Annotated in this window: 12 protein-coding genes; 8 read left to right on the top strand and 4 right to left on the bottom strand. The window is 52.4% G+C overall.

Annotated features, from left to right (window positions below; translation table 11 throughout):
- Window position 1 precedes the first annotated feature (1 nt).
- The 8 genes from G565_RS0105275 (at window position 2) to sthA (ending at window position 7,311) form a co-directional block, all read left to right on the top strand.
- Window positions 2-1,204 carry an NADH:ubiquinone reductase (Na(+)-transporting) subunit B gene (locus G565_RS0105275; protein ID WP_028670011.1) on the top strand — a complete coding sequence of 401 codons (1,203 nt, stop codon included), beginning with the start codon at window positions 2-4 and terminating at the stop codon, window positions 1,202-1,204.
- Window positions 1,194-1,976 carry a Na(+)-translocating NADH-quinone reductase subunit C gene (locus G565_RS0105270; RefSeq protein ID WP_028670010.1) on the top strand — a complete coding sequence of 261 codons (783 nt, stop codon included), beginning with the start codon at window positions 1,194-1,196 and terminating at the stop codon, window positions 1,974-1,976. Before G565_RS0105275 ends, G565_RS0105270 begins: the two co-directional genes overlap by 11 nt.
- 2 nt (window positions 1,977-1,978) lie before the next feature.
- The gene (locus G565_RS0105265; RefSeq protein WP_028670009.1) at window positions 1,979-2,638 is read left to right on the top strand and encodes an NADH:ubiquinone reductase (Na(+)-transporting) subunit D; all 660 of its coding nucleotides are present in this window, start codon (window positions 1,979-1,981) and stop codon (window positions 2,636-2,638) included.
- Window positions 2,638-3,246 carry an NADH:ubiquinone reductase (Na(+)-transporting) subunit E gene (nqrE, locus tag G565_RS0105260; RefSeq protein ID WP_028670008.1) on the top strand — a complete coding sequence of 203 codons (609 nt, stop codon included), beginning with the start codon at window positions 2,638-2,640 and terminating at the stop codon, window positions 3,244-3,246. The genes G565_RS0105265 and nqrE overlap by 1 nt, the downstream gene beginning before the upstream one ends.
- A gap of 18 nt (window positions 3,247-3,264) precedes the next feature.
- Window positions 3,265-4,491, top strand: a complete 1,227-nt coding sequence (gene nqrF, locus G565_RS0105255; RefSeq protein ID WP_028670007.1) for an NADH:ubiquinone reductase (Na(+)-transporting) subunit F — start codon at window positions 3,265-3,267, stop codon at window positions 4,489-4,491.
- Window positions 4,492-4,516: 25 nt separating this feature from the next.
- Complete coding sequence (locus tag G565_RS23070; RefSeq protein ID WP_169579616.1) at window positions 4,517-5,545, top strand: FAD:protein FMN transferase; 1,029 nt, start codon at window positions 4,517-4,519, stop codon at window positions 5,543-5,545.
- A gap of 79 nt (window positions 5,546-5,624) precedes the next feature.
- Window positions 5,625-5,867 carry a (Na+)-NQR maturation NqrM gene (nqrM, locus tag G565_RS0105245; protein ID WP_028670006.1) on the top strand — a complete coding sequence of 81 codons (243 nt, stop codon included), beginning with the start codon at window positions 5,625-5,627 and terminating at the stop codon, window positions 5,865-5,867.
- A gap of 49 nt (window positions 5,868-5,916) precedes the next feature.
- Window positions 5,917-7,311, top strand: a complete 1,395-nt coding sequence (gene sthA, locus G565_RS0105240; RefSeq protein WP_028670005.1) for a Si-specific NAD(P)(+) transhydrogenase — start codon at window positions 5,917-5,919, stop codon at window positions 7,309-7,311.
- 108 nt (window positions 7,312-7,419) lie between these two features.
- On the opposite strand, the gene G565_RS0105235 is transcribed toward sthA, so the two are convergent.
- The 4 genes from G565_RS0105235 to nhaB all read right to left on the bottom strand — a co-directional run bounded on the left by G565_RS0105235 (window position 7,420) and on the right by nhaB (window position 12,308).
- The gene (locus G565_RS0105235; protein WP_028670004.1) at window positions 7,420-8,277 is read right to left on the bottom strand and encodes a hypothetical protein; all 858 of its coding nucleotides are present in this window, start codon (window positions 8,275-8,277) and stop codon (window positions 7,420-7,422) included.
- 439 nt (window positions 8,278-8,716) lie between these two features.
- Entirely contained in the window at window positions 8,717-9,643 is a 927-nt protein-coding gene (gene tal, locus G565_RS0105230) for a transaldolase (protein WP_028670003.1), read from the bottom strand.
- Between the two features lie 77 nt (window positions 9,644-9,720).
- On the bottom strand, window positions 9,721-10,719 hold the full coding sequence (dusA, locus tag G565_RS0105225) for a tRNA dihydrouridine(20/20a) synthase DusA (RefSeq protein WP_028670002.1): 999 nt from the start codon (window positions 10,717-10,719) through the stop codon (window positions 9,721-9,723).
- A 77-nt stretch (window positions 10,720-10,796) separates the two neighbouring features.
- Window positions 10,797-12,308 (bottom strand): sodium/proton antiporter NhaB, encoded by a 1,512-nt coding sequence (gene nhaB / locus G565_RS0105220; RefSeq protein ID WP_028670001.1) that lies wholly within the window; start codon window positions 12,306-12,308, stop codon window positions 10,797-10,799.
- Window positions 12,309-12,706 lie beyond the last annotated feature (398 nt).

The following is a 12,706-nucleotide window of genomic DNA, read 5'->3' as shown; positions in this document are numbered from 1 at the left end:
CATGGGATTACGTTCAACGTTAGATAACATGGCGCCGCTGTTTGAAAAGGGCGGCAAGCACGAGAAGTGGTACGCGCTTTACGAAGCCGTAGACACTATCTTTTATATGCCTAACTCCGTTACCCGCACCACGGCCCACGTGCGTGATGGTTTGGACTTGAAGCGCATCATGATTACAGTCTGGCTGTGTACTTTTCCAGCCATGTTCTGGGGTATGTGGAACCTTGGCTTTCAAGCCAATACGGCAATTGAAGCGGGTATGGCGGTCAATCAGGGCTGGCGTGAAGCGCTGATCAGCCTGTTTGCCGGCCACGATCCTTCCAGTATTTGGGATAACCTGATCTACGGGGCGGCCTATTTTGTCCCCATCTATGCGGTCACTTTCATCGTGGGGGGCTTCTGGGAAGTCACTTTTGCCATGGTACGTGGCCACGAAGTCAACGAAGGCTTCTTTGTGACGTCGGTGTTGTTTGCGCTGATCTGCCCGCCGACTTTGCCGCTGTGGGCTGTCGCCTTGGGTATTACCTTCGGTGTGGTTGTGGGCAAGGAAGTGTTTGGCGGAACCGGCAAGAACTTCCTGAACCCAGCACTGACTGGTCGTGCTTTCCTGTACTTTGCATACCCGGCCAGTATGTCCGGTGACGCGGTATGGACAGCCGTTGATGGCTTCTCTGGTGCCACTGCGCTGAGCTCTGCTTTTAGCAGCGGTTTGGTAGAAGGCATGCTGGGCAGCCTGACCTGGTTGGATGCCTTTTTGGGTATTCAACAGGGCTCTGTTGGCGAGGTCTCAACGTTGATGATCCTGCTTGGCGGCGCTGTTTTGCTTATCATGGGGATTGCAAGCTGGCGCATAGTGCTGGGGACGCTGGTCGGTATGATTTTGCTGTCCAGCCTGTTCAATATGATCGGTTCCGACACCAATCCCATGTTTGGCCTGCCCTGGTACTGGCACCTGGTTATTGGTGGCTTCGCGTTCGGTATGATGTTCATGGCGACCGACCCGGTATCCAGTTCAATGACCAACACCGGTAAGATCTGGTTCGGTATATTGATTGGTGTAATGACCGTTCTGATTCGCGTCGTTAACCCGGCCTTCCCGGAGGGCATCATGCTGGCCATTCTGTTCGCTAATATTTTCGCACCTACCATCGACTATTTCGTGGTTGAGCGAAACATCAAACGGAGGCTTGCTCGTGTCCAGTAATAAAGACTCCATTAATAATGTACTCAAAGTAGCCTTGCTGGTTTGTCTGGCTTGCGCCATTGTCGTATCGACTGCCGCCGTGGTTTTGCGCCCGGTTCAACAGGAAAATCGCCAGTTGGATTTGCGTCGTAATATTCTTGCAGCGGCTGGTTTGCTGCAGGATGGCGTATCGGTGCAGGAACAATTCGAGCAGGTCGAAACCCGTCTCGTCAATCTGGAAACCGGTGCGTTTTCAGATGAGTTCGATACAGAAAACTACGATCCGCGTGATGCGATTCGTGATCCGGCGTTGTCTGAATCGATCCCGGCTTCAGATGATATTGCCGGTATCAAGCGTCGCGAGCAGTACACCGAGGTGTATCTGATCAGCGACAGCGAAGGGGCCTTACAGACTCTGATTCTTCCGATTCGAGGCTATGGACTCTGGTCAACTCTGTGGGGATTCGTTGCTTTGGACAGCGACCTCAATACCGTCAAGGGGCTGGGTTTCTACGAGCATGCAGAAACACCGGGTCTGGGTGGCGAGGTTGATAACCCAAACTGGAAAGCACAGTTTGTCGGCAAGGAAGTCTATGGCGATCAGGGCAGTGTTCAGCTGGCCGTCAAAAAAGGTTCAGTCAATCGAAGCAATGAAATGGAAGCAACGCATATGGTTGACGGTCTGAGTGGAGCAACACTCACCAGCCGTGGCGTTAGCAACCTGATTCAGTACTGGTTGGGCGAGCGCGGATTCAGGCCCTTTTTGAACAATCTTGAAGCGGGAGAAGCCTAATCATGTCTGAAACACGGAAGGTGTTACTGGCACCGATTTTCGCCAACAACCCCATTGCATTGCAGATTCTTGGAATATGCTCTGCACTGGCTGTGACCACCAGTGTGAACGTGACCATCGTTATGTGCATCGCACTGACTTCGGTAACGGCTTTTTCAAACTTGTTTATCTCGGTCATTCGCAACCAGATACCAGGCAGCATCCGGATCATTGTGCAAATGACCATCATTGCGTCCCTGGTTATCGTTGTTGACCAGATTCTGAAGGCGTACGCCTTTGAAATATCCAAACAGTTGTCGGTTTTCGTCGGTCTGATCATCACCAACTGTATTGTGATGGGTCGTGCGGAAGCATTTGCCATGCAAAACCCGCCGGGTTTGAGTTTCATGGACGGAGTCGGTAATGGCCTTGGGTACAGTGTTGTACTGCTCTTCGTTGCCGTTATTCGTGAGTTTCTCGGTTCTGGCAGTTTGTTCGGTGTGGAAATTCTGGCCACGGTCAATAACGGTGGCTGGTATGTTCCAAACGGGCTGTTGCTGCTCCCCCCGAGTGCGTTCTTTATTATCGGTGGGTTTATCTGGATTCTGCGTACTGTTTATAAAGACCAGGTAGAAGAAAATGATTTCACCATGAAAGCCCACGTCAAGAAGGAGGCGATGTAATGGAAGCGTTAATCAGTCTCTTTATTCGTGCTGTATTCGTTGAAAATATGGCGTTGGCGTTCTTTCTGGGCATGTGTACCTTCCTGGCTTTGTCCAAAAAGGTATCCGCGGCCATCGGTCTGGGCATTGCAGTAATCGTTGTTCAAGCGGTGACTGTGCCGGTAAACAACCTGCTGTTTAACTTTGTCTTGCGTGAAGGCGCCCTGGCATGGGCCGGATTTCCCGATGCTGACCTGAGTTTCCTGGGTTACCTGAGTTACATCGGTGTTATCGCTGCCATCGTTCAGATTCTAGAGATGGTTCTTGATAAGTATTTTCCGGCGCTGTACAACGCCCTGGGTGTGTTCTTGCCTCTGATCACCGTGAACTGTGCCATTCTGGGTGCGTCTTTGTTCATGGTTGAACGGGACTATACCTTCAGTGAGTCGGTCGTTTATGGCATTGGTGCCGGTGTTGGCTGGGCGCTAGCTATTCTGGCCCTGGCGGGTATCCGCGAAAAACTGAAGTACAGCGATGTGCCTGCAGGTTTGCGTGGACTGGGTATCACCTTCGTCACCGTTGGATTGATGTCCCTTGGCTTTATGTCGTTCTCGGGCGTTTCCCTGTAACCGGTAAGGAATGAACAGATGACTACAGAAATTATACTCGGCGTTGTTCTGTTCACCGTAATCGTGCTGTTGCTGGTCGGTGTTATTTTGTCGGCCCGCTCCAAGCTGGTGAGCAGCGGTGATGTAAAAATTGAAATTAACGAAGACGCCGACAAGGCTATAACCGTGCCAGCAGGCAGTAAGCTGCTGGGCACCCTGGCTAACGATGGTATCTTCTTGTCTTCAGCCTGCGGCGGCGGCGGTACTTGCGCACAGTGCAAGTGCAAAGTTCTGGATGGCGGTGGCGCGGCTCTGCCTACCGAAGAACAGCACTTTACCAAAGGCGAGTTGCGTGAAGGCTGGCGTCTTGCTTGCCAGGTTGCTGTTAAGCAAGACATGAAAATTGAAGTTGAACCCGAATTTTTTGGCGTGAAACGCTGGGAATGCACGGTTGAATCCAACCCGAACGTGGCTACTTTCATCAAAGAACTGACGTTGAAATTGCCAGAAGGTGAGAACGTCGATTTTCGGGCCGGCGGTTACGTTCAATTGGAGGCGCCTCCGCACGAGGTTCATTACAAAGATTTCGACATTGAAGAACGCTTTCGTTCTGACTGGGACAAGTTCAATGTCTGGCAATATACCTCGAAGGTGAACGAATTGACCGTGCGGGCGTATTCAATGGCGAATTACCCGGAAGAGAAGGGCATCGTCAAGTTCAATATCCGCATTGCGTCACCACCTCCGGGAACGAGCTATCCGCCGGGCATCATGTCGTCGTACGTATTCAGCTTGAAACCGGGCGACAAAATTACTGTTTTCGGACCCTTTGGTGAGTTTTTTGCCAAAGACTCCGATGCCGAGATGGTGTTCATCGGGGGTGGTGCAGGCATGGCACCTATGCGGTCTCATATCTTTGACCAGCTGAAGCGTTTGAACTCCAAGCGCAAGATCAGCTTCTGGTATGGAGCCAGAAGCTTGCGGGAGACGTTCTATTCGGAAGAGTATGATCAACTCGCCAAAGAGAACGACAATTTTGAATGGCACCTGGCCTTGTCGGATGCACTGCCGGAAGATAACTGGAGCGGCCATACTGGCTTTATCCACAACGTCTTGTATGAGCAGTACCTCAAAGATCATGAAGCGCCTGAAGACGTCGAGTACTATATGTGTGGTCCTCCCATGATGAATGCGGCCTGCATCAAGATGCTTGAAGATCTGGGTGTTGAGCGTGAGAACATCTTGCTAGATGATTTCGGCGGCTAGGCGAGTCCCTGACATTGGAGAACGAATGTTTTATGGCTTGAAGAAGCTCGGGGTGTGGCTCTGCCTGACGGCATGGCTGCTCTCGGGCTGTTCCGGTTGGGGGGCTGCTGAGGTGCAAAAGCTTAGCGGGTACTCCATGGGAACCAGTTTTACCGTCAGTGTGGTAGCCTCAGAGTCTGAAGCGCGAGCTCTGGACGGTGAGGTAAGAACGGCAATAGACGAGGTGAACGTAGCCATGTCCACTTACCTGCCGCGTTCGGACGTTTCGCGTTTCAACGATGCGCCGGTGAATGGTTGGATTGCCGTGTCACCCATGACTGCAGAGGTCGTTAGCCTTGCGCTTGAAGTTGCAGAAGCCAGTAATGGCGCGTTTGATCCAACGATAGGCCCCCTGGTCGATCTTTGGGGTTTTGGCCCTAAAGAAACGACAGATCAGGTCCCATCGGAAGACGAGATAAAGGCCGCGCTGGCAATGGTGGGTTGGCAGGCTGTAGAGATCGACATGACTGCCAACAAGTTGCGAAAAATGGAACCGCGTGAACTGGATTTGTCGGCTATTGCCAAGGGCTTTGCTGTAGACCAGGTCGCCAACTTGCTTGAAGCCAGAGGGTTTGAAGACTATCTGGTAGAGATTGGTGGTGAAATGCGCTTCTCTGGCACCAAGCCTGGCGATGACCCCTGGCGGGTGGCTATTGAGTCGCCTGACAGCGACAACCGTTCTGTCTATGAAGTACTGGAGGTAACCAATGGGTCGATGGCGACCAGTGGTGACTACCGAAACTTCTTTGAGCAGGATGGCCAGCGCTATTCCCACACCCTTGATCCCAAAACCGGGTACCCGATCCGACATGATTTGGTATCTGCGACGGTGCTGGGCGATCGAAGTGTATTCAGCGATGCTTATGCAACGGCATTCATGGTTATGGGTGCCGAGGCCGCCTTGTCGCTCGCAGCTGAGCAAGACATGGCTGTCTACCTGATCCAGCGCGGTGAGGGCGAGTATACGGAAACGCGATCCGTGCAATTTGAAGCGCTGTTTGAGCAAAGCAACTAAACTGCGGTAAACCCGGCCAGTATTGATGACGGATTACGTTAAGAGTCTGTTATCAACATTGGCGTTATTGGAGGTGCTTATGGCGACCTTTTTCGCTGTGTTTGTATTTATGCTGCTGGTCATTGCGGCTATGGCGGTGGGCGTGATGTTTGGACGTCAGCCAATCAAAGGCTCCTGCGGCGGTATGGCAGCTGTGGGAATGGAAGCCGAGTGCGATGTTTGCGGCGGCGATAAGGGTAAGTGCGATACTGAAGTTAAGTCTGCCCGTAAAGCGGCCCGGCAAAAAGCCTTGTCTGATCTGGGTGTTGACGCTACCCGCTGATCGTAACGAGTGGTTGCGACCTTGTTCAGGCGTTTTCTAAGGAGTAAGAATGTCGGAAGCACAATATGACCTGGTGATCATCGGCAGCGGTCCCGCGGGTGAGAGTGCGGCTATGAATGCCGCCAAAGCAGGTAAGAAGGTCGCTGTTGTCGACTTGCGCCACCTGGTGGGTGGCAACTGTACGCATCAGGGGACGATTCCTTCCAAGGCATTGCGACATGCGGTTAATCAGGTTATGCAGTTTAATCGCAGTCCTATGTTCCGGCATATTTCCGAACAGAAATGGCTATCCTATAGCCAGGTTCGGGAGTCAGCTCACCGGGTGATCGACAAGCAAGTTTCAATGCGGGCTCGTTTTTACAGTCGCAATGGGGTCGACCTCTACTATGGTGTTGCCAGTTTTATCGATCCGCACACCCTAAAAGTCGACCGCTCAGATGATCAGGCTGATATCTTGTCGGCGCATGAAATCATTGTTGCCACCGGTTCTCGGCCTTATCGACCACCAGAAGTTGATTTCAGCCATCCCCGATTGTTCGACAGCGATACCATACTGGACTCCAGCGAGACACCCAGGCACCTGGTGATATACGGTGCCGGGGTTATTGGCAGTGAGTATGCATCAATCTTTAATGGCCTGGGTTGCAAGGTGGACCTGATCAATCCTGGGGACCGACTGCTGGCCTTCATGGACGATGAAATTTCCGATGGCCTCAGTTATCACTTGCGGGGTCATGGTGTGCTGGTGCGGCACAATGAAGAATTCGTCAGCGTCGACGGTTTTGACGATCATATCGTGCTAACGCTGGCTTCCGGTAAGAAAATCAAAGCTGATGCCTTTATGTGGGCTAATGGGCGTTCGGGCAATACCGACAAGTTGAATATGACGGCAGCAGGGTTAACCGCCAATCGCCGGGGGCAGCTAGAGGTCGACGACTTCTATAGGACGTCGGTTCCCCATATTTACGCAGTGGGTGATGTGATCGGCTGGCCGAGTTTGGCCAGTGCGGCTTATGATCAGGGTCGCAGTGCTTCCGGAGTGATTGTTGACAATAATACCTATCGGCACATAAACGATGTGCCAACGGGTATCTATACCATCCCTGAAATATCGTCAGTAGGAAAGACCGAGCGTGAGTTAACCCAGGCCAAGGTGCCTTATGAGGTGGGTAAAGCCTATTTCAAAGACACGGCCAGGGCACAAATTACCGGTGAGGATGTCGGTATGCTGAAACTGTTGTTCCATCGGGATTCGCTGGAACTGTTGGGTATCCATTGCTTTGGCGACCAGGCCGCAGAGATTTTGCACATTGGTCAGGCCATCATGGCTCAGAAGAACGGCGGCAATAACATTCAGTATTTTATTGAGCACACCTTTAACTATCCGACTATGGCGGAGGCTTACCGTGTTGCTGCACTTAACGGCTTGAATCGGATTTTTTGATTGAGTTTAGTTGAGTCGTTTCGACAGGTTTTGTTAAAAAGGCAGCCCGGTAGCTGCTTTTTTTATGCCCTCAGGGTTGTCAGTTTCAGGCGACGGCTCTGGCCTTTGTCAGTAAACCCCTCGCTTTGGCTGCACATAGCGATGGACGCGAATGGAGGGTAGGAATGCCTCATCTTCCAGTCGATTGTCGCTGCGAACCAGTCGTTGCCGCTCTCCGGGAGGCGTTTCCGTGGGGATTGAGAAGTCGGGCAGTTCATTGATACCCTGGCTCGGAAACAACAGGGGGAGCGAGACATTCAGCGATTTGCGGCGCCCATCTGCAAAGACCAGGTTGGCTCGCAAAACAGGGGCCTGCTTTTGCACTCTGGCCAGGGGTTCCGAGTCAGGTAGTGAGGCCAGACGCTCCATTTGTATGCGGATGTGAGCCGACTCGGTATTGAGCTTGACCAGCCGTTCCCAGGCATCCGCTTTGGTGATCTTTTGTATGGACCGGCCGCTGGTGTACCAGCTAAAGCCTACCCGGTCTGGCCGTTTAACCACAAGTGGTATGTGTCGAAAAACCTGCTTCAGGTGCAGCCGTGTGAGTCCCTCCCGGCCCAGCGCGTCGTTAAGCCCCTTATAGCGGCGGGCAAGTTGCCCCTGTAATTCGCGCCAGTGAACGGAATCGGCCGTTTTTATGCCTTGCACCCGGCTTCGGAAACGGTCTTTGGCGATGTTAACTTCGGCTGCCAGCGTGATTTGCTCCCGGTTCAGGGCAATCAGTCCCGGGTAGACACGCGTTTCCCGACCATCCTGATCATCCTGGTACCACAGGTCCAACAGCAAATCTTCAAGATCTGGCGCCCGAACAGTACCGTTCCAGGGGGCAATCCAATGAGCGCTGTCGTATTGATGCACTGAGCGGGAAAACGCTGAAATTGAGCGGCGCAGGCGCTCAAACTCATCGAATAGGTGTTTATCATTCATAGTTATACCGTTATCTACAGTCGCGCTTTTAGCTTAATGGATATTGCGCAGGTTTCCAAGTCGTAGGGTGAGCAGTGATGAGTTTGTCGACGATGGGGTAAGTGACAGTGGGTAGAGAGTGCGGTGGGTTTTCGCGAGAGTGTCTCTTTGAGCAGGGGTTAACGGGTTACTTCAAAAAGGGACTGGAGCCACGCAGGTGCTTTCTATAATGGTCATCACCGGCTTGTTGTGCAGTGGGTCCTGGTAAGGTGTTGAGAAGGCTTCCTGCCTTGTTCAAAACACGCAAAGCAAGCTGTGTGATTTTGCATTCCTCGCAAAATCGATGACTCAGCAGTCACCGATTTTGCCGGACCATCCAATGTGCCTGGCCCTGTTTTTTAGATGCAGGACGCCGACATTCATGGAATTTCAACAGCCTGCTAAGAGCCCGCAAGAGCTTTTAGGCGGAGTGTGCCTTAATAATACCTTCCATCTTGATCTGATCTTCAATGAATTTGCGAATGCCTTCGGCCAGCTTTTCAGTGGCCATCGGGTTATTGTTCATGCCCAGGCGAAACGCAGATTCAGAGATGGCCTCCGGTGTGTTACCGGTGGCTGCCGGAGCCACGAGTGCCTGCTTCAGCTCGCCATCATCATTGCTCAGTTCTTCCAGCAACGCCGGGCTGATGGTCAGGCGGTCGCAACCGGCCAACGCTTCAATTTCACCGGTATTGCGGAAGCTGGCACCCATGACAATGGTCGAATAGCCATGCTCTTTATAGTGCTTGTAAATCTCCCGAACACTGATGACGCCCGGATCGTTTTCTCCAGTGTAGGATTGGCCCGTGTCTTTCTTGTACCAGTCCATAATTCGACCCACAAAGGGTGAAATCAAAGTCGCACCAGCATCCGCGCATGCCTGGGCCTGCTCCATGCTAAATAGCAGCGTCATGTTGCAGTGAATGCCTTCTTTCTCAAGAACGCGAGCGGCCTGTATACCTTCCCACGTGCTGGCGATTTTGATCAGAATGCGATCCCGGGACCAGCCCGCATCTTCGTACAATTCGATCAATCGATGGGCTTTGGCGAGTGTGGCCTCGGTATCGAATGACAAGCGCGCATCCACCTCGGTAGACACATAGCCGGGAACTTCCTGCAAGATCTCCTGGCCAATGGAGGTAATCAATCGGTCGATGCCATCGTCGAAATCACTGGCGTTGGCCATACAGCGTTCGATCAGGTTGTCGTAAAGCCCGCTTTCAACGGCTTTCAGTACCAATGAGGGGTTGGTCGTCGCGTCCTGTGGTTTGAACTTCTTGATGGACTCGAGTTCACCGGTGTCAGCAACGATGACGGTGTATTCTTTCAATTGTTCAAGTTTGCTCATGTCGACTCTCTTTTGACTGGCGCAGTGGCCAGAGATGGTGGCTTGGTTAGATGCCAGAGCGGTTTTGCTGTGATGGGCTAGGCGTTTTCCAGAGCCTCAGCATCCAATAGTTCAACTTGTGACAGGGCAAGTTCCAGCAAATCCAGATTTGCACCGGGTTTATGCATGCCTTCGCTTAAGGTCCGTCGGAAACGGCGAGCACCAGGCTGTCCCTGAAACAAACCCAGGGTGTGTCTAACGGCATACTTCAAGGGCTTACCTTGTTGTAGGTGACGCTCAACCCATCGAAGGTAAATGCTGGCCAGGTCAGATTGAGTCTGAATGGGTGCTTCCTGCCCATAATAGGTTGGGTCCACAGTCTGCAGAATCAATGGGTTCTGGTAGGCCTCGCGACCGAGCATTACCCCATCAAGCCCCTCATCAAGTAGCGCCAGGCAAGCAGCATGATCCTTTAAACCCCCATTAATCACAATATTCAGGGCAGGGAAGTCCGCCTTCAGTTGCTTGACCCGGTCGTAGTCAAGGGGCGGGATTTCCCGGTTTTCCTTTGGGCTAAGGCCACTGAGAATGGCTTTGCGTGCATGCACGATGAAGGTGTCACAGCCAGATTCGGCGGTAATACCGACAAAGTCGCGTAAGAATTCATAGCTGTCGAAGTCGTCGATGCCGATTCGGTGCTTCAGGGTAATTGGCAGGGAAACGGCGTCTCGCATGGCTTTTAAACCGTCGCGCACCAGGGCCCCATGGGCCATAAGAATAGCCCCGATCATGCCATTCTGGACCCGGTCGGAAGGGCATCCTGCGTTCAAATTGACTTCATCATAGCCCCATTGTTCTGCCAGTCTGGCGCAAGTGGCCAGATCATGGGGGTCGGAGCCGCCGAGCTGCAAAGCCAGAGGATGTTCAGACTCCGTATAAGCCAGGAAGCGATCGCGCTGACCATGGATCAGTGCGCCGGTTGTCACCATTTCGGTATAAAGCAGGGCACGGTGAGTCAGTAGACGATGAAACTGGCGACATTCGCTGGTCGTCCAGTCCATCATCGGGGCTACGCTGAAGCGATGCGGGTAGCTCAAGGTCTTCTCCGTAAGTAGCGTCAGAGAGGCTGGAGAAAGGCGCTCAAGGTGCCTCCCTCCGGATAGTCAGGTGCGCATCATAGCCAATATGTGACGCCAATATAACCGAAAGTCGCCATCACGACGGCATAGGGGAACGCCATTACCACCATGCGACCATACGACAGACGCACCAGAGGCGAGATAGCTGATGTCAGCAAAAACAAGAAAGCGGCCTGTCCGTTAGGCGTAGCGACCGAAGGCAAATTTGTGCCGGTGTTGATTGCCACCGTCAACAGGTTGAATTGGTTACGGCTGATTTCGCCGGCCTCCAGCGCAAGTTTGACTTCATTGATGTAAACCGTGGCAACGAAGACATTGTCGCTGATTGCCGACAGTAAGCCGTTGGCAATAAAGAACATGCCAGGCTGAATGTCCATCGGCAGGCTGAGTACCCAGGCAATGATGGGGGCGAACAGGTGTTGGCTGTGAATGACCCCGACGATGGTAAAGAACACCACCAACAGAGCGGTGAATGGCAGCGCTTCTTCAAAAGCCTTGCCGATGTTGTGCTCGTCGGTTATGCCGTTGAACGCAGTCAGTAGAACGATCACGCTGAGACCGATCAGGCCGACCTCGGCGATATGGAAAGCCAGGCCCAGTATCAACCAGATGGCGACAATACCCTGCACTATGAGCTTGGCGATGTCTTTTTGGGTGCGTTTGCTTTGCTGATGGTCTTCATAGTCTTCAAGAATGCTTCGTACAACCTGGGGTAATTTAGAGCCGTAGCCAAACCACTTTAGTTTTTCGAGCAGTACACAGGTCGTCAGGCCTGCGATCAATACGGGCATGGTAACCGGAGCCATTCTGATAAAGAACTCAGCAAAATCCCAGCCGGCAATGCGTGCGATCAGCAGGTTCTGAGGTTCACCCACCAGGGTGCAGACGCCTCCCAAAGCTGTACCCACGGCGCCATGCATCAGCAACGAACGCAGAAAGCCCCTGAACGAGTCGAGGTCTTCCCGGTGCAAGTCTTCCACGCTCTCGTCTTTGTTATGGTCGTGGTCATGGTGAAAGTGTTTGCCGGAGGCCACTTTGTGGTACACCGAATAGAAGCCCACGGCGACGCTGATCAGAACTGCGGTAACGGTTAATGCATCCAAAAAGGCCGATAGAAAGGCAGCGGCACTGCAGAACATCAGGGAAAGAAGGGTTTTGGAGCGGATCCCAAGTAACAGTTTGGTGAAAATGAACAGCAGCAGATCTTTCATGAAGTAGATGCCGGCGACCATGAACATCAGCAACATGATCACCGGGAAGTTGGTCACCGCCTCGTGGTAAACGACTTCCGGGCTGGTCAGGCCAATGATGACGGCTTCAATGGCAAGCAAGCCACCGGGTTGAAGCGGGTAGCATTTCAGCGCCATGGCCAAGGTGAAAATAAACTGACCAATCAGCAGCCAGCCGACAATCAGGGGGCCGCTGTCACCGAGGCTGAAAAACAGTATCGGATTGATGACAAGAAAGGCAACTATGGTCTTTTTATACCAATTGGGACTGTGCCCCAGGAAATTCTTAACAAAGGACTGACTAAGCGAGGTGTTCATCAGAAGCTCTTCGGGTAATGTGAAAGCGGTATTGCCACAATCCTGTTGTTGTGTGTACGGGTTGCGCAAAGCGCGCTCAAAGTACCCTTTTTTGCAGGAAATTCAAGCGGATTGTAGGAAAACAACAAGGCCAGGTCGCCTTTCGGAAATCGGAAATAACGGTTCATGGCGACAATACGTCCACTCTTTAAGACAAAACCTAAGAAATCGACGCTAAATATGTGCTTTTATTAACAAAATGAGTGTGGAACACTGATGCAAGAGGTGGTTGCTGGGTATACTGGCAACAGGGATGCGTTATTTGCCGGTTCACTGCGCAATCGGGTTGATCACCAGTAAGATGATCGGCCTGGGCCGGTAGACAGTAAAGCCACCCACCGGAGTCGCCGCCATGGCAG

Source organism: Saccharospirillum impatiens DSM 12546, assembly GCF_000423605.1.
Taxonomy (GTDB): Bacteria; Pseudomonadota; Gammaproteobacteria; order Pseudomonadales; family Natronospirillaceae; genus Saccharospirillum; species Saccharospirillum impatiens.
The sequence above is the reverse complement of the archived record's forward strand: the minus strand, read 5'-3'. Positions and strand labels throughout refer to the sequence as shown.

Excerpts from the sequence above, each read along its gene's own strand:
- G565_RS0105275 (WP_028670011.1), top strand. The coding sequence starts at position 2 with ATGGGATTACGTTCAACGTTAGATAACATGGCGCCGCTGTTTGAAAAG.
- G565_RS0105265 (WP_028670009.1), top strand. The coding sequence starts at position 1,979 with ATGTCTGAAACACGGAAGGTGTTACTGGCACCGATTTTCGCCAACAAC.
- nqrE (WP_028670008.1), top strand. The coding sequence starts at position 2,638 with ATGGAAGCGTTAATCAGTCTCTTTATTCGTGCTGTATTCGTTGAAAAT.
- nqrF (WP_028670007.1), top strand. The coding sequence starts at position 3,265 with ATGACTACAGAAATTATACTCGGCGTTGTTCTGTTCACCGTAATCGTG.
- G565_RS23070 (WP_169579616.1), top strand. The coding sequence starts at position 4,517 with ATGTTTTATGGCTTGAAGAAGCTCGGGGTGTGGCTCTGCCTGACGGCA.
- nqrM (WP_028670006.1), top strand. The coding sequence starts at position 5,625 with ATGGCGACCTTTTTCGCTGTGTTTGTATTTATGCTGCTGGTCATTGCG.
- sthA (WP_028670005.1), top strand. The coding sequence starts at position 5,917 with ATGTCGGAAGCACAATATGACCTGGTGATCATCGGCAGCGGTCCCGCG.
- G565_RS0105235 (WP_028670004.1), bottom strand. The coding sequence starts at position 8,277 with ATGAATGATAAACACCTATTCGATGAGTTTGAGCGCCTGCGCCGCTCA.
- tal (WP_028670003.1), bottom strand. The coding sequence starts at position 9,643 with ATGAGCAAACTTGAACAATTGAAAGAATACACCGTCATCGTTGCTGAC.
- nhaB (WP_028670001.1), bottom strand. The coding sequence starts at position 12,308 with ATGAACACCTCGCTTAGTCAGTCCTTTGTTAAGAATTTCCTGGGGCAC.